General features: G+C 70.9%; 15 protein-coding genes and 1 pseudogene. 5 read left to right on the top strand and 11 right to left on the bottom strand.

Features of this window, described 5'->3' with window-relative positions; genetic code table 11:
• Positions 1–29: 29 nt before the first annotated feature.
• A complete protein-coding gene (locus BMY97_RS19555; RefSeq protein WP_091618315.1) occupies positions 30–950 on the bottom strand; it encodes an ABC transporter substrate-binding protein in 921 nt (306 codons plus the stop codon).
• 137 nt (positions 951–1,087) lie between these two features.
• On the opposite strand from BMY97_RS19555, the gene BMY97_RS19550 reads away from it, so the two are divergent.
• Together BMY97_RS19550 and BMY97_RS19545 are read left to right on the top strand one after the other, a co-directional pair.
• On the top strand, positions 1,088–1,786 hold the full coding sequence (locus tag BMY97_RS19550; RefSeq protein WP_091618314.1) for an ABC transporter permease: 699 nt from the start codon (positions 1,088–1,090) through the stop codon (positions 1,784–1,786).
• Positions 1,783–2,496 (top strand): ABC transporter permease, encoded by a 714-nt coding sequence (locus BMY97_RS19545; protein ID WP_091618570.1) that lies wholly within the window; start codon positions 1,783–1,785, stop codon positions 2,494–2,496. Before BMY97_RS19550 ends, BMY97_RS19545 begins: the two co-directional genes overlap by 4 nt.
• On the opposite strand, the gene BMY97_RS19540 is transcribed toward BMY97_RS19545, so the two are convergent.
• The 6 genes from BMY97_RS19540 to BMY97_RS19515 all read right to left on the bottom strand — a co-directional run bounded on the left by BMY97_RS19540 (position 2,493) and on the right by BMY97_RS19515 (position 6,975).
• The gene (locus BMY97_RS19540) at positions 2,493–3,941 is read right to left on the bottom strand and encodes an aromatic amino acid lyase (protein WP_091618313.1); all 1,449 of its coding nucleotides are present in this window, start codon (positions 3,939–3,941) and stop codon (positions 2,493–2,495) included. The two genes, BMY97_RS19545 and BMY97_RS19540, sit on opposite strands and share 4 nt — an antisense overlap.
• Positions 3,938–4,945 (bottom strand): ornithine cyclodeaminase family protein, encoded by a 1,008-nt coding sequence (locus BMY97_RS19535; protein ID WP_091618312.1) that lies wholly within the window; start codon positions 4,943–4,945, stop codon positions 3,938–3,940. Before BMY97_RS19535 ends, BMY97_RS19540 begins: the two co-directional genes overlap by 4 nt.
• Entirely contained in the window at positions 4,942–5,487 is a 546-nt protein-coding gene (locus tag BMY97_RS19530) for a YbaK/EbsC family protein (RefSeq protein ID WP_091618311.1), read from the bottom strand. Before BMY97_RS19530 ends, BMY97_RS19535 begins: the two co-directional genes overlap by 4 nt.
• A gap of 17 nt (positions 5,488–5,504) precedes the next feature.
• Complete coding sequence (locus tag BMY97_RS19525; protein WP_091618310.1) at positions 5,505–5,798, bottom strand: DUF2516 family protein; 294 nt, start codon at positions 5,796–5,798, stop codon at positions 5,505–5,507.
• An 83-nt stretch (positions 5,799–5,881) separates the two neighbouring features.
• A complete protein-coding gene (locus BMY97_RS19520; protein WP_091618309.1) occupies positions 5,882–6,571 on the bottom strand; it encodes a hypothetical protein in 690 nt (229 codons plus the stop codon).
• Positions 6,568–6,975: a helix-turn-helix domain-containing protein gene (locus BMY97_RS19515; RefSeq protein WP_091618308.1), complete on the bottom strand. Its 408-nt coding sequence runs from the start codon at positions 6,973–6,975 to the stop codon at positions 6,568–6,570. Before BMY97_RS19515 ends, BMY97_RS19520 begins: the two co-directional genes overlap by 4 nt.
• Positions 6,976–7,116: 141 nt before the next feature.
• On the opposite strand from BMY97_RS19515, the gene BMY97_RS19510 reads away from it, so the two are divergent.
• On the top strand, positions 7,117–8,289 hold the full coding sequence (locus tag BMY97_RS19510; RefSeq protein WP_091618307.1) for a methyltransferase domain-containing protein: 1,173 nt from the start codon (positions 7,117–7,119) through the stop codon (positions 8,287–8,289).
• Here BMY97_RS19510 and BMY97_RS19505 read toward each other — a convergent pair.
• Genes BMY97_RS19505 through BMY97_RS19495 form a run of 3 tightly spaced genes read right to left on the bottom strand, consistent with a single transcriptional unit; the run spans position 8,267 to position 9,664 of the window.
• Positions 8,267–8,884: an AAA family ATPase gene (locus BMY97_RS19505; protein ID WP_091618306.1), complete on the bottom strand. Its 618-nt coding sequence runs from the start codon at positions 8,882–8,884 to the stop codon at positions 8,267–8,269. The genes BMY97_RS19510 and BMY97_RS19505 overlap by 23 nt on opposite strands.
• Before the next feature lie 15 nt (positions 8,885–8,899).
• Complete coding sequence (locus BMY97_RS19500; protein ID WP_281246912.1) at positions 8,900–9,268, bottom strand: TFIIB-type zinc ribbon-containing protein; 369 nt, start codon at positions 9,266–9,268, stop codon at positions 8,900–8,902.
• Positions 9,269–9,301: 33 nt separating this feature from the next.
• Entirely contained in the window at positions 9,302–9,664 is a 363-nt protein-coding gene (locus BMY97_RS19495) for a VOC family protein (protein WP_091618568.1), read from the bottom strand.
• 1,026 nt (positions 9,665–10,690) lie between these two features.
• On the opposite strand from BMY97_RS19495, the pseudogene BMY97_RS19485 reads away from it, so the two are divergent.
• Positions 10,691–11,038, top strand: a pseudogene (locus BMY97_RS19485) (CGNR zinc finger domain-containing protein); the annotation flags it as partial.
• A gap of 233 nt (positions 11,039–11,271) precedes the next feature.
• Here the strand turns inward: BMY97_RS19485 and BMY97_RS19480 are convergent.
• On the bottom strand, positions 11,272–12,570 hold the full coding sequence (locus BMY97_RS19480; protein ID WP_091618304.1) for a DUF445 domain-containing protein: 1,299 nt from the start codon (positions 12,568–12,570) through the stop codon (positions 11,272–11,274).
• Between the two features lie 29 nt (positions 12,571–12,599).
• Between BMY97_RS19480 and BMY97_RS19475 the strand changes: the two genes are divergently transcribed.
• A complete protein-coding gene (locus BMY97_RS19475) occupies positions 12,600–13,766 on the top strand; it encodes a pyridoxal phosphate-dependent aminotransferase (RefSeq protein WP_091618303.1) in 1,167 nt (388 codons plus the stop codon).
• The last annotated feature ends 182 nt before the right edge of the window (positions 13,767–13,948 follow it).

Here is a 13,948-nt window from a genome sequence, read left to right as displayed (position 1 = left end):
CCGAGCGGCCCGTTCGACCAGGCAGAACGTCAGCCGAGGCCCTGCTGCTTCAGCCAGTCCTTCGCCACGTCCGCGGCCACTTCACCGTCGGAGTCGACGCGCTTGTTCAGCTCGCGCATCCCCTCGGTGGTCAGCTTCGCGCTGACGGCGTTGACCGCCGCCGCGAAGTCGGCGCCGCGCTCGTCGAGCACCTTCTTGTTCACCGCGGGCACCACGTTCTCGGTGGGCACGATGGTGAGGTCGTCCTTCAGCGCCACGTACTGCGGGTCGCCGACGAGCGGGCTCACCGAGTCGACCGGGATCACCGTGACGGCGCCGGAGTTGAGCTGCTGCACCCGCGGGCCGGCCTCCTGCACGGTCTGGAACGTCGCGTTGGTGAGCTTGTACACGTCCTTGAAGCCCTGGAAGCACGGCAGCCGCTTCTCGCACTCCGGCGGGCCGGCCATGACGACCTTGTCGAGCTTCTTCAGGTCGCTGATGCTGGTCAGGCCCTTGGACTTGGCCAGGTCGGCCTTCACGATGTAGGTGTTCTTGTCCTCGTCCGCCGCGTAGTTCAGCAGCGAGATGCCGGACGGCTCGAACAGCTTGGCCAGCTGCTCGTGCTCGCCCGGGGCGTCCTTGACCGGGTCCTTGCCGAAGCCGGTGGTGATCGCCGACCCCTGGTACTCGGGCAGGAACTGCAGCTCGCCCGACTTCAGCGACGGGTAGATCAGCTCCCGCGAGCCCAGGTTGAGCTTGCGGGTGACCGGGTAGCCCTTCGCCTCCAGCGCGGCCGCGTAGATCTCGGCCAGGATCTGGCTGTCGGTGAAGTTGAACGAGGCGACGACGATCGGCGCGCCGCCCTTGCTCGGGGCGGCGGGCTGGTCCGAGCCCCCACCCCCGCAGGCGGTCAGGCCCAAGGCGGCGACCGCCACCAGTGCGGCCGCTCGGATGTTCCGGGTCCAGCGCACGTCCCCACACTCCTCTTTCCACGAACAGAGGATTGGACCTTAACCGTGAGCCACGACAGAAACCACGGATTGGGATTCAACCGCGACCTGATCTCAACAACCGGAATCCGACACCCCGAACGGGGTAAGGTCGCCCGGTGCACGCGCCTTCGGTGACCCCGCTGCTCGCCGAGAGCAGCCGGCCGATCTTCGAGTGGCGGTGGGTCGAGCGCAACTCCGACGCCATCGTCCAGCGGCTCGGCGAGCACATCGCCCTGACCGCCGCGGCGCTCGGCATCGGGCTGGTCGTCTCGCTGGTCCTGTCCACCTTGTGCTTGCGCTACCGCTGGTTCTACCCGCTGGTGATCGGCGCGACGGGCGCGCTGTACGTGATCCCGAGCCTCGGGGCGTTCGCGTTGCTGGTGCCGTTCTTCGGGCTTTCGTTCACCACGGCGGTGATCCCGCTGGCGACGTACACGCTGCTGATCCTGATCCGCAACATCGTCACCGGCGTCCAGCAGGTGCCCACCGAGGTCCGCGAGGCCGCGATCGGCATGGGCTTCACCCGGCGGCGGCTGCTCTGGCAGGTCGAGCTGCCGCTGGCGCTGCCGGTGGTGATCGCGGGCCTGCGCGTGGCCGCGGTGACGACGATCGGCCTGGTGACGGTGACCTCGCTGCTCGGCATGGGCGGCCTCGGCTACTTCATCCGCGCCGGCATCCAGACCACCACGCCCAACCCGAGCCCGATCATCGCCGGCATCGTGCTTTCGGTGGTGCTCGCGGTGGTCGTCGACCTGCTGCTCTGGCTGAGCGAACGCGCGCTCGCCCCGTGGGCGCGGAAGGTGCGGGCCCGATGAACGTCTTCACGCAGCTGGGCCAGTGGCTGTCCGACCCGAACCGGTGGAGCTGGACGGACCCGGCCGGCATCCCGTACCGGACGGTCGAGCACCTCTGGTTCTCCGTGCTGTCCCTGCTCGTCGCGGCCGTGCTGACGATCCCGGCGGCGGTGTGGCTCGCGCACTACCGGCGCGGCGCGTTCCTGGCGAGCAGCGCGGTGAACATCGGGCGCGCGATCCCGAGCTTCGGGCTGATCATCCTGTTCTGGTTCCTGGCCAGCCGGTGGGGCGCGGACACGAACTTCTGGCCGCTGCTGCTGGCGCTGGTCGGCCTGGCCCTGCCGCCGCTGTTCACGAACACCTACGCCGGCGTCGTCCAGCTGGAGCAGGAAACGGTGGACGCCGCGCGCGGCACCGGCTACCGCGAATGGCAGATCATGCTGAAGCTGGAGCTGCCGCTGGCGTCGCCGGTGATCGTGGCGGGCGCGCGCGTGGCCTTCCTGCAGCTCGTGGCCACCGTCGCGATCGGCGCCATCGTCAATGACGGCGGCGGCCTCGGCCGCTACATCGTCGACGGCTTCGCCGAAGGCGTGCAGGGCTACGGCGAGATCTTCGGCGGCGGCATCGCCGTGATCGTCCTGGCGCTGGTGTGCGAAGGCATCTTCTCGCTGCTGACACGCTGGGCCACCCCGAAGGGCCTCGCCCTGCAGAACGCGCGCCGCGAGTCCTAAAGGTCCGCCAGCTGGTCGACGTAGGTCTCCCGGCAAACCGCCACGAGCCGGTCGACGTCCGGGCCCAGCGGGCGGTCCACCAGCACCGGCGGGACGGTCGCGGCGATCCAGCGGTACGCCCCGGCCAGCCCGGGCGCGCCGTCGCCGGCGCCGAGGTGGCGGGCCTGGGCGCCGGCGATCAGCTCGCACGCCGTGATGGTGAACAGGTGCCCGATCGCCGTTTCCAGCTCGGCCCCGGCCGCCCACGCGAACGCCTGCACGTCCTCCTGGCCCGCCGACGTGTCGAGTGAGCCGATCGTCGCCGGCGAAGCCAAGCGGCGCAACGCATGCAGCTCCCCCACCGCGCGTTTGTGCAGCGGCGTCAGCCCGGCCTGCGGCCCCGGGTCCACGGCCAGCTGCGCCGGCAGCCCGCTGAACTGCGGGTCCAGCAGCCGGTGCAGCCGCTGCACCGCGACCTCGCCGACGTGCACCACCGCCGCCTTCACCGCGTCCATCCGCAGCCCGAGATCGGCCGCGTGGTACCCCGTGGTCGGCACGAAGGCACCGTCCACAAACGACGGTGAGTCACCCGGCGTGTCCCAGGACTCGCGCAGCGTGGCCACGAGGTCGGCGCACACCTGGTCCAGGAAGCCGATCACCCGCGGGCCCACGCGCAGGGAGACCGGCGCCTGCACCACCCCGGGACGCGCGAGGGCGCCGGAAGTCAGCTCGGAGAACTCGGCGAGCACGGCCGTGACGTGCGGGTTCGGGATCGCGTACTGGTAGACCGAGCGCGGCGCACCCGTGACGTCCACGGCGATCGCGGCGCACAGCGTCTGCAGGTCGACGAGCTGGTGCACGCTCCCGCTGGTCGTCCACGCATAGGCCTGCGCCAGCGGCGAGCCCTGGATCAGGCTCGCGCCCTCCTTCGGCCCCGGCTCGAACGGCCGCACCCCGCGGCGGCGCAACGCTTCCGCCGCGGGCACCACCACCCCGTCCTCCAGCACCGAGCCGAGGCCGGCGAAAGTCTGGAACGCGTGTGCCAGCGGGATGATCTCGCCCGCGCTGCCCAGCCCGCCGCGCGGCACCGCGGGGGTGAACCCGTCGTTGAGCCGGTCCGCCAGGAACGAGACCAGCTCGGCGCTCACCGCCGCCTCCGGCCGCAGGAAACTGCGCAGCCGCATGCGCATCAACGCCCGCGTCAGCTCCGGCGAGAGCCACGGCGGACCCCCGACGGCCCGGCCCACCAGCAGGTTCCGCTGGTGCTCGGCCTGCTGTGCGGTGGACAGCCGGACGCCCGCGAGCCGCCCCATGCCGGTGTTGACGCCATAGATCGGTCCCTCGGCGGCATCCAGCGCGGCCAGCATCGCCGAACGGTTCGCGCGGACCGACGCCAGCAGCGCCGGGTCCAGCTCGATCCGCGCGGGGTCCGCGCGGATGACGTCGTCCGGCTCGCGGGCGATCATCGGTACGGCAGCATCGTGCCGGCGTCCGCCGCTTCGGCCCGCTGCAGGATCATGTTCGCCACCGCGACGTCCGTTGTGGACAGTCCGCGGTGCCAGAACAGGATGCGCTCCTCGTCGTTCTCCCGGCCGGGTTTGCCGCCCGCCACGATGTCGCCGATCTCCGCGTACACGCCGTCCTCGGTGAGCAGGCCCGCGTTCAGCTGCGGCCGCAGCGCGCCGAACCGGGGGTTGCCGGACTGCGATTCCCGCCAGTTGTCGACCACGAGCTTGTCCACGGCGTCGAGCAGCGTCAGCTCCAGCGCGCTGATCGTGCCGTACGGGACGAGGAAGGTGCCCGGACGCAGGAACTCCTTGCGCACCAACGCTTCCGGCTCGTTCAGCCGAGAGGCCTCCACGAGCACGTCGGCGCCGTCGAGCGTCGAGGCGGCATCGGCGCAGACGCGGACCTCCTTGCCGAGCTCAGCCGAAAGCCGCTGCCCGAACTCCTCCCGCGACTCGGGCCGTTTGCTGGTGACGCGGATCTCGTCGAAGTCGAAGATCGAGTCCAGCAGCACCACGTTCCACCACGCCGTGCCGCGCGCGCCGACGTGGCCGAGCACCTTCGAACCGGGCCGCGCCAGGTACTTCGCGCCCACCGCCGTCATCGCGCCGGTGCGGGCCTCGGTGATCATGGTGCCGTCGACGATCGCGCGCGGCATGCCCGTCTCCGGGTCGAGCAACAGGATCAGCGCCATCTCGCTGGGCAGCCCGCGCTCGAAGTTCGAGACGAAGTCGCCGACCACCTTCACGCCGCTGACCTGCTTCGCCGACAGGTGCCCGCGCAGGATGTTGAAGTGCCCCTTGCCGCCGTTGTCCGGCACGAGGTGCGTGCGCGGCTCGAAGACGACGTCGCCGTGCCCGTGGTCGACCAGCACGTCCTCGACCGCGCCGACGATGTCCGCGTGCGTGACACCGAGCGAGTCGATGTCCGCGCCGCTCAGGTACCGCATCCAGACGGACGTCACCGGGCGAGGCCCTCGATGACCTCCGCGTTCGGCAGCGACGCGAGCGCGGCACCGGAGATCAGCAGCTTGCTGCCGCGGATCCCGCTGCCGATCACCAGTTCCGGCGCGGCAGCGACCGCGGCGTCGATCAGGATCGGCCATTCCGCGGGCAGGCCGACGGGCGTGATGCCGCCGTACTCCATGCCCGTGAGCGAAACAGCCTCGTCCATCGGCGCGAACGATGCCTTGCGCACGTCGAGGCGCCGCTTGATCACTCCGTTGACGTCGGCGCGAGTGGTGGCGAGCACCATCGCGGCGGCGAAGCGGACCTCACCGGCCCGTTTGCCGGCGACGACCACACAGTTCGCGGACGCGTCGAGCGGCGAGCCGTACGCCTCACAGAAGGCGGCGGTGTCAGCCAGCTCGGGATCGATCTCCGTGACGCCGACGGCCTCCGGCGAAGCGAGCGCGGCGAGCGCCTTCGCGACGGGTTCGGCGAGCAGTTCGGTGCGGGTGGGCGCGGGAACGACGGTGAGGGTCCCGGCAATGCTCCAGGTGGTCACTTCGCCAGGCTACGGCTTCACCAGTTGCGCTTGCCGCGCTGGACCTCGTTCAGCCGCGGCCGCACGTCGACCAGGTAGACGAGCACCGCGGCCATCGCCGGCACCCAGAAGATGAACCCGGCGTCCTGCAGCCAGAACAGCGCCAGCGCGAGGGTGGCGCCGAAGGTGATCAGCGACCAGATCGGCTTGGTCCGGCGATCGGCGGCCGAGTAGGCGTCCGACCGCTGGAACAGCGCGTGTACGAAGGCGAAGAGCCCGACCAAGGCGCTGCCCCAGTGGATGACCCCGAGGATCCAAGTGGCAACCAGCACGTTTTCCAGCTTACGGCAGGCCGCCGGGACGACTCTGGCCCCGGCACTCCTCGCGGGGTGCCGGGGCCAGTGGGACGCTGTCGTTACTTGTCGGTCTTCGGCGCGGCCGGCTTCTTGGCCGCGGCGGTGCTGGTGGTCGTGGTGGTGCGGCGCGCGGCCGGGCTGGTCGTCTTCGGCGCGGTGCGGTTGGCGGCCTTGCGGGTCACCGAGCGGGTCTCGTGGGCGAGCTCGCCACCCAGCTCCTCCACGGCGTCCGCGGTCTCGCCGGCGACCTCGGTCACCTTGCGGGCGGCCTTCTCGCCGACCGAGCGGGTGCGCTTGGTCACCTTGGCCAGCACGCCGTCCACGCGCTCACGGGTCTCGCCGGTCAGCCCGTCCACGCGCTCCTGCGCGGTGGACAGCGCGTCCTCCAGCTGCTCGATGGCCTTCTTGACCTGCGGCTGAGCCGAGATCTTGTCCCAGGCCTGCTCGCCGGACTCGGCCAGCTTGTTGTACAGCTTGAGCGCGGCCTCGGTGTACTCGTCGATGACCTTGCGCAGCTCGGCCGGGTCGAGCTTCTCGCGGAGGCCCTCGACGTCGGTCGGGATCTCCTCGAGGTTCTTGCGGGCGGCCTCGCCGCTCTTGGTCACGTTCTCGCGGGCCTTGGCGACGGCGTCCACGACGGCCTGGCTGGCCAGGTTGCCGGCGCCGAGCGCGGCGAGCAGCGGGGTGCGGACCTGCTCGAGGGCGGTGTCGACGGCCTTGCGGACGTCCTTGGTGGTGGGCGTGGTCATGCCGACTCCTCAGTGGTGTCTTCAGTAGTGGTCTGGGTGGTCTCCGCGGCCGGCCGGGCCGCGGCGTTCTCGCGCCGGAAGGACTCGTAGACGTCGAGCAGGACCTGCTTCTGCCGTTCGGTCAGCTCGGCGTCGGCGCGGATCGAGTCGCCGACCGGGCCGCCGGTGGGCAGATCGAGGATTCCTGCCTGCACGTAGAGCGCCTCGGCCGAGATGCGCAGGCCCTTGGCGATCTGCTGCAGGATTTCCGCGCTGGGCTTGCGGACCCCGCGCTCGATCTGGCTCAGGTACGGATTGGACACTCCGGCGAGTTTCGACAGCTGCCGCAACGAGATCTTCGCGCTGCTGCGCTGCTGCCGGATGTACTCGCCGATGTCGGAAGCGATGTCCGCGACCTTCTCCATCGGGTTCTGGGCTCCGCCGGGTTCTGTCATCCGGTCACCTCCTCGCGACACGTTTGACAGTACGCGCGAGTGCTAGCAGTTGCAAGCACTCTGCTTGCAACGATCGGGTGTGTTGCCGCTCACCCGGTTACGGTGGAGTCCATGGGCACGCAACGGCTGCGCCGCCGGCTGGTCAAGCACCTCGTCGAACAGGACGCGCTGCACGACGACCGCTGGGCCGAGGCCTTCCGCTCGGTGCCGCGGCACGTGTTCCTGCCGCGGTTCTTCCTGCCGTCCGGCGACGGCTGGACCGCGATGGACTCCGGCGACCCGGGCTGGCTGGAGCACGTCTACTCGCCGGAAGTCCTGGTCACCCAGCTCGACGACGACCCGTCGCGCTGGGCCGAAGCCCGCCGTGGCCCCGTTCCCGGGACACCCACCAGCTCGTCGAGCATGCCCGCGATCATGGCGATCATGCTGGAGGAGCTGCGCGTGCAGGACGGGCAGCGCGTGCTGGAGGTCGGCACCGGCACGGGGTACAACGCGGGGCTGCTGAGCCACCGCTGCGGCTCCGGCCAGGTGTCCACTGTGGACATCGACGCCGATCTGGTGGCCGCGGCGCGCGAGCACCTGCAAGCATGCGGCTACGCCCCGTCCTGCGCGGTGGGCGACGGCGCGCTCGGCTTCCCGGCGGGCGTGCTGTTCGACCGGGTGCTGTGCACGGCGTCGGTCTCGACGATCCCGCCGGCCTGGCTGGAGCAGACCGTGCCGGGCGGTCTCGTGGTGACGACGTTGAACCGGCCGCTGGGCGCGGGCCTGGTGCGCCTGGTCGCGGGCGAAGGCGCGAAGGGCACCGGCCGCGTGCTGGCCCGCGACGGCCGGTTCATGCCGCTTCGCGCCCACCGCCGCCCCGAGCCCGCGCCGCTGCCGGTCCCGGACGACTCGGCCTGGCGCCCCACGCGGCTGCCGATGTCGTTGCTGGTCAAGCCGAAGCACCGGTTCGAGTTCTTCGCGTCGCTGGAGCTGCCGGACGTGCACCCGGTCCGCGAGGCGCCGTCCAGCGGCACGTCCGTGATCCTGACCCGCGCCGACCCGGGCCCGGTGGCGCTGACCCATCCCGACGGCTCGTGGGTCCGCTGCCGCAAAGCGGGCGGGACGTTCGAGGTCGCCCAGGGCGGTCCACGCGCGTTGTGGGACCTGGCCGAACGCGCGTACGTGCTGTGGGAATCTCTGGGCAAACCCGAGCGCGACCGCTTCGGGCTCACCGTGGACGGGCCGCACCAGGAGTTCTGGCTCGACGAGCCGGACGGGCTCAGGTGGCCGCTGGCTGCTTGAGCCCGGCGCGAACCCACTTCTCGACGTGCGCGACGGTCTCGTCCAACGGCACTTCGGTGGTGTCGAAATGGTCGGCCTGGCCGCGGATCCAGGCGTTGAAGCCCAGCATCTCGTCGATCCGCTCTTCGTCCCACTCGCGCCAGGCGGGCCGGGCGCGCAGCCGGCGGCGGAGGGCCGCGGGATCGGCGACCAACGCCAGATAGTGCACTTCGGCGAAGAAAACGCGCTCTGGCAAGGGTTCCAGCTCCGGCGGCGCGACCGTCCCGCACAGCACGACCGGGCGGCCGTTCTGGTGCAGCATCGCCGCCATCCGCAACCAGGCCGCGCGGAACGCGGGGTGACCGGGGACGTCGTCGCGCAGGGCGCCCGTCCAGAGCACGTCCTGCTCCAGCACCACGACGTCACCGGACATCCTCGCGGCCAACGCCGGCCCGACGGTCGACTTGCCCGCGCCACTCGGCCCGGTCAGCGCGAACAGCGGCAGCCGCCGGAACGGCCACCGATGCCCGCATCGCCCGCACACCAACGTTTCGCCGGTGGCGATCGGCCGTTCGGCTCGGTCGCCGCAGGCCGGGCAGATCCTGAGGTCAAGCACCGGCTTCGGCTCGGCTCAGTCGAAGAGGTTCTCGAGGAAGCTGCGCTTGCGGCGGCCGCCGTGGTTGCCTCCGCCGTACGGCCGCGGGGAGTCGGAGTAGCCGTGGCCGCCGTACGGGCGGGGCGAATCCGAGTACCCGCGGTGGGGCCGTGGCGAATCGGCGTAACCGCCGCCGCCGCGGTACGGCTTCGGCGAGTCCGGCCGAGGCCCGGCCACCCCGTACGGCGGCGGCTGTTGCCGGCCGTAGTAGGAGCTTTCGGCGCCGACGATCTGCTCCAGCTCACCGCGGTCCAGGAAGATGCCGCGGCAGCCGTCGCACTGGTCGATGTGGATCCCGTTCTTGTCGACGGTCCGCATCTGATTCTGACACTTCGGACAAATCACGTATCAGAGCCTACGCATTTTTCGCGGGCCGCGTCAGCAGGCGCACAGGCAGAACGGGTGACCGACCGGATCGGCGTACACCCGGAAGGTCTTCGGCGACGCGTCGAGCAGCCGCGCGCCGAGCCCCAGCGCCCGCTCGTGCGCCCCTTCGAGATCCTTGACGTCCAAGTCGAGATGCGCCTGCTGCGGCTTCTCCGGCGACGGCCACTCGGGCGCGCGATAGTCGTCCACCCGCTGGAATTCGAGTCGTGCGCCACCCTGTGGATTGACGAGGGTGACCCAGCCGTCCCCAATCTTGGGTTCGTCCCAATCAAGCAAGGCCCGATAGAACCCGGCGAGAGCCGCCGGGTCGGGACAGTCGAGGCACACGCTGCCGAAGGTCGGTATCGCACCCATTTCCATCCACATCCCTCCAGTTGGATAACCAGTGTAGGGAGTATGGAAGTTAGCAAGGCAGTCCGCAACCGGCATTCCCCGTACACTGGTTGCGTGCACACCGACGCTTCCCTGGTGGTCGCCTTCCTCAACACCGTCGACATCGAACGGAACGAGGACCTCCTGGACGACCCGGAGCTCTGGCACCGCTGGTCCGCCGAGCACAACCTCGGCCCCGGTCAGCCTGCTGATGCCCACGCCACGCCTGCCGATGCCCACAGCGCGCGTGACACCGCCGCCCCCATCACGCCCGCCACCGGCGCCGGGTCCGACACCGGCCTCGTCACCCCTGCCGCTGCCCGCGCCGGGTCCGACACCGGCCACCCCGCACCTCATGCCGCCCGCGCCACACCTGCCGATGCCCACAGCGCGCCTGACACCGCCGCCCTCGCCGCGCCCGCCACCGGCGCCAGGCCCGACACCGGCCTCGTCACCCCTGCCGCTGCCCGCGCCGGGTCCGACACCGGCCTCGTCACCCCTGCCGCTGCCCGCGCCGGGTCCGACACCGGCCTGATCACACCTGCCGATGCCAGCGCCGCGTCCGACACCGGCCACCCCACACCTCATGCCGCCCGCGCCGTCCCCACCGTGTCCGAGACCGCCCGCACCACGCCCGCCGATGCCCGCGCTGTGGCCGACACTGCCCGCACCACGCCTGATGCCGCCCACACCGGGTCCGACACCAGCCGCACCACGCCCACCGCCGCCCGCGCCGTCTCCGACGCCGGCCGCACCCCGACCACCGCCGCCCGCGCTGCGGCCGACACTGCCCGCGCCACGCCCGCCGATGCCCGCACCGGACGCGACGCCGCCCACCCCTCGGCTGATGCTGCCCGCCCCGTCCTTGCCGATGCCCGCGCCGCCCACGCCGCGGCTGATGCCGCCCACGCCACGCCCGCCGATGCCCGCACCGGACGCGACGCCGCCAGCCCCGCACCCGTTGCCGCCCGCACCACGCCCGTCGATGCTCACGCCGCGTGCGAAGCCGCCCGCGCCGTGCGTGATGCGCTGCGTGCTGCCGTCGGCGATCCCCGTCTGCCGCTGCGGCCGTTGGACGTCCCGCTCCGCTTCGCGTTGACCGCCGACGGGCCGGCCCTGCTGACCCCCGACGCCGTCACCGCGGTTCTCGCCGCCGCCACCCGCCTTGCCATCCGCGGCGACTGGGTCCGCCTGAAGATCTGCCCCGCGGACGACTGCCTCTGGGCCTTCTACGACGAATCCCGCAACCGCTCCCGCACCTGGTGCTCCATGCGCGTCTGCGGCAACCGCGAGAAAGCCCGCTCCTGGCGCGCCCGCGCGGCCGGTGTGCACAACTCGACCCCTGTGGACAACTAGTGCACAGCCACCACATGTGCACGTGCAGAAGCACCGGATCCCCACAACTTGTGGACACCCGTTAGGCCATCACCGTGAAAAACTGTGGATAACCCCGGGGATAACTCAGCTTCCTGTGGACAACTCGTTTGAGCATCCCCCGCGTGTGGTATAGCGCTTCGTTCATGTTTTTCCCGGCTTCCACCTGGGGATAAGCCCTGTGGACAGGCCGCGCCGGCTGGGGACAGGAACCCTCAGAACAACAGCTGCGCCACCGTGTAGATGACCAGCCCGGCCAGCGCGCCCACCACGGTCCCGTTGATCCGGATGAACTGGAGGTCGCGGCCGACCTGCAGTTCGATCTTCCGCGAGGTCTCCTCCGCGTCCCAGCGCTCCACGGTGTCGGTGATGATCGTGGTGATTTCCTTGGAGTAATGGGAAACCAGGTACACCGCCGCGCTCTCGACCCAGCCGTCGACCTTGCCCGCCAGCGTCTCCTCCGTCATGAGGCGCGAGCCGAGGGACTCCAGGCCCGCGCGGACGCGGCGGCGCAGCTCGCTCGACGGGTCCTCCGCGGCGTTGAGCAGCATGTCCTTCGCCGTCGCCCAGGCCGAGCCGATCAGCTTCTGCACCTCGGCGTGGCTGACGATCTGGCCCTTGACCTGCTCGGCGCGCTCCATCGTCTGCGGGTCGTGCTGCAGGTCCTGCGCGAATTCGCCGAGGAACTTGTCCAGCGCGAGCCGCATCGGGTGGTTGACGTCCGTCTTCACCGCCCAGGTGAAGGCCAGGACCTCGCCGTACACCTTGTCCGCCAGCATCTCGTCGACGAACTTCGGCGACCAGCTCGGCGCGCGGTCCGAGACCACGCGCAGCATCGTGTTGTGGTTGTCGCGGACCCACTCGTAACCGCGGTCGCACATGAGGTCCACGAGTTTGTGGTGCGCGCCGTCCTCGAAGACGCCGGCCAGGATCTTGCCCAGCGGCGGGCCCCACGGCCGGTCGACGATGCGCTTGACCACGGCCTGCTCCATGATCGCCTGCACGTCCTCGTCACGCAGGACCGTGACGGCGCCGCGGACGACCGTGGCCAGCTCGGACGTCACGCGCTCCGCGTTCGCCGGCTGCCGGAGCCAGCCGCCGAGGCGACGCGCGATCTCGACGCGCCGCAGCTTGTCGCGGATGACGTCCTCGGAAAGGAAGTTGGACCCGACGAACTCGCCAAGGCTGCTGCCGAGCTGGTCCTTCTTGTTCGGGATGATCGCCGTGTGCGGGATCCGCAGGCCCAGCGGGTGCCGGAACAGCGCCGTGACGGCGAACCAGTCGGCGAGCGCGCCGACCATGCCCGCCTCGGCCGCCGCGCGGACGTAACCGACCCAGCCGGGCCAGCCCGCCGATTCCGCCCAGCTCGTGAGCAGGAAGACGACCGTCGCGCCGAGCAGGAAAGCCAGCGCGACCAGCTTCATCTTGCGCAGGCCGCGTTGTTTCCGCGCTTCCCCGGCGGCGCCGCCGGGCGGGTCGACCGGGGTGAGGTTGGCTGGCGTGAGTTGCTCCACGACGCCATTGTCCGTGAGGATGCGTTTTCGTGCGCGAACCAGCTCTTGTCCCCCGCCTCCGCCCGTTCACCGCGACGATCTTCGCGGAGATGACGGCACTCGCCGTGAAGCACAACGCCGTGAACCTCGGCCAGGGCTTTCCCGACACCGACGGGCCCGCCGGGATGCTCGAAGCCGCGAAGAACGCGCTGTTCGGCGGCGCCAACCAGTACCCGCCCGGCCCCGGACGGCCCGAGCTGCGCGCGGCGATCGCCCGGCACCGGCTGCGTTACGGCACCGAGTACGACCCGGACACGGAGATCCTCGTCACCGCGGGCGCCACCGAGGCCATCACCGCCACGCTCATCGCGCTGACGGAGCGCGGCGACGAGGTCATCGTCGTGGAGCCGTATTACGACTCGTACGCCGCGGCAGTGGCCATGGCCGGGGCCGAGCGGCGGGTGATCGGCCTGGTCGAGAACCCCGACGGGCGCCTGGAGCTGGACCTCGACGCCCTGCGCGCCGCCATCACGCCGCGGACGCGCGCCGTGCTGCTGAACTCGCCGCACAACCCGACCGGGACGGTGTTCACGCGTGGGCAGCTGGAGGCCGTCGCCGCGTTGTGCGTGGCGCACGACCTGATCGCGATCACCGACGAGGTCTACGAGCACCTCGTCTTCGACGGCGCCGAGCACGTCCCGCTGGCGACGCTGCCGGGCATGCGCGAGCGGACGGTGTCGATCTCCAGCGCCGGCAAGACGTTCAACTGCACGGGCTGGAAGATCGGCTGGGTCTGCTCGACCCCGGAGCTGGTCGCGGCGGTGAAGGCGGCGAAGCAGTTCATCACGTTCGTCTCGGGCGGCCCGCTGCAGCCGGCGGTCGCGTACGCGCTGGACAACGAGCTGGAGTGGGTCGAAGGCCTGCGCACCAGCCTTCAGGACAAGCGCGACCGGCTCTCCGCGGGCCTCGCGGACGCCGGTTTCGAGGTGCGCCCGAGCGAGGGCACGTACTTCGTGTGCGTCGACGTCCGGCCGCTCGGTTTCACCGACGCCGCCGAGCTGGCGTGGGAGCTGCCGGAACGCGTGGGTGTCGCGGCCGTCCCCGTAAAGGTGTTCACCGATCACCCGGAAGAGTGGAAACACCTTCTGCGCTTCGCGTTCTGCAAGCGCAACGAGGTCATCGACGAGGCCGTCAAGCGATTGCGGTCACTCGTCTGACCACTTCGCGTCCCGGATGGCGGGCTGTCCTTTCAGTACAGTCGTGGGTGCGGACCGTGCGCGCACCCAGCGTTGACCACGCGATACCCTGAGTGGCTGTCCAGCTCGAAACATCAGGTCAAACACCTGCGGGGACGGTCGCGGGAGGCGCCCGGATGGCCCTGGCGCGGCCGTCCGAGAGC

The sequence above is a fragment of the Amycolatopsis saalfeldensis genome, from assembly GCF_900110575.1.
Classification (GTDB): Bacteria; Actinomycetota; Actinomycetes; order Mycobacteriales; family Pseudonocardiaceae; genus Amycolatopsis; species Amycolatopsis saalfeldensis.
The sequence above is the reverse complement of the archived record's forward strand: the minus strand, read 5'-3'. Positions and strand labels throughout refer to the sequence as shown.

Excerpts from the sequence above, each read along its gene's own strand:
- BMY97_RS19545 (WP_091618570.1), top strand. The coding sequence starts at position 1,783 with ATGAACGTCTTCACGCAGCTGGGCCAGTGGCTGTCCGACCCGAACCGG.
- BMY97_RS19540 (WP_091618313.1), bottom strand. The coding sequence starts at position 3,941 with ATGATCGCCCGCGAGCCGGACGACGTCATCCGCGCGGACCCCGCGCGG.
- BMY97_RS19520 (WP_091618309.1), bottom strand. The coding sequence starts at position 6,571 with ATGACCACGCCCACCACCAAGGACGTCCGCAAGGCCGTCGACACCGCC.
- BMY97_RS19515 (WP_091618308.1), bottom strand. The coding sequence starts at position 6,975 with ATGGAGAAGGTCGCGGACATCGCTTCCGACATCGGCGAGTACATCCGG.
- BMY97_RS19510 (WP_091618307.1), top strand. The coding sequence starts at position 7,117 with ATGGGCACGCAACGGCTGCGCCGCCGGCTGGTCAAGCACCTCGTCGAA.
- BMY97_RS19495 (WP_091618568.1), bottom strand. The coding sequence starts at position 9,664 with ATGGGTGCGATACCGACCTTCGGCAGCGTGTGCCTCGACTGTCCCGAC.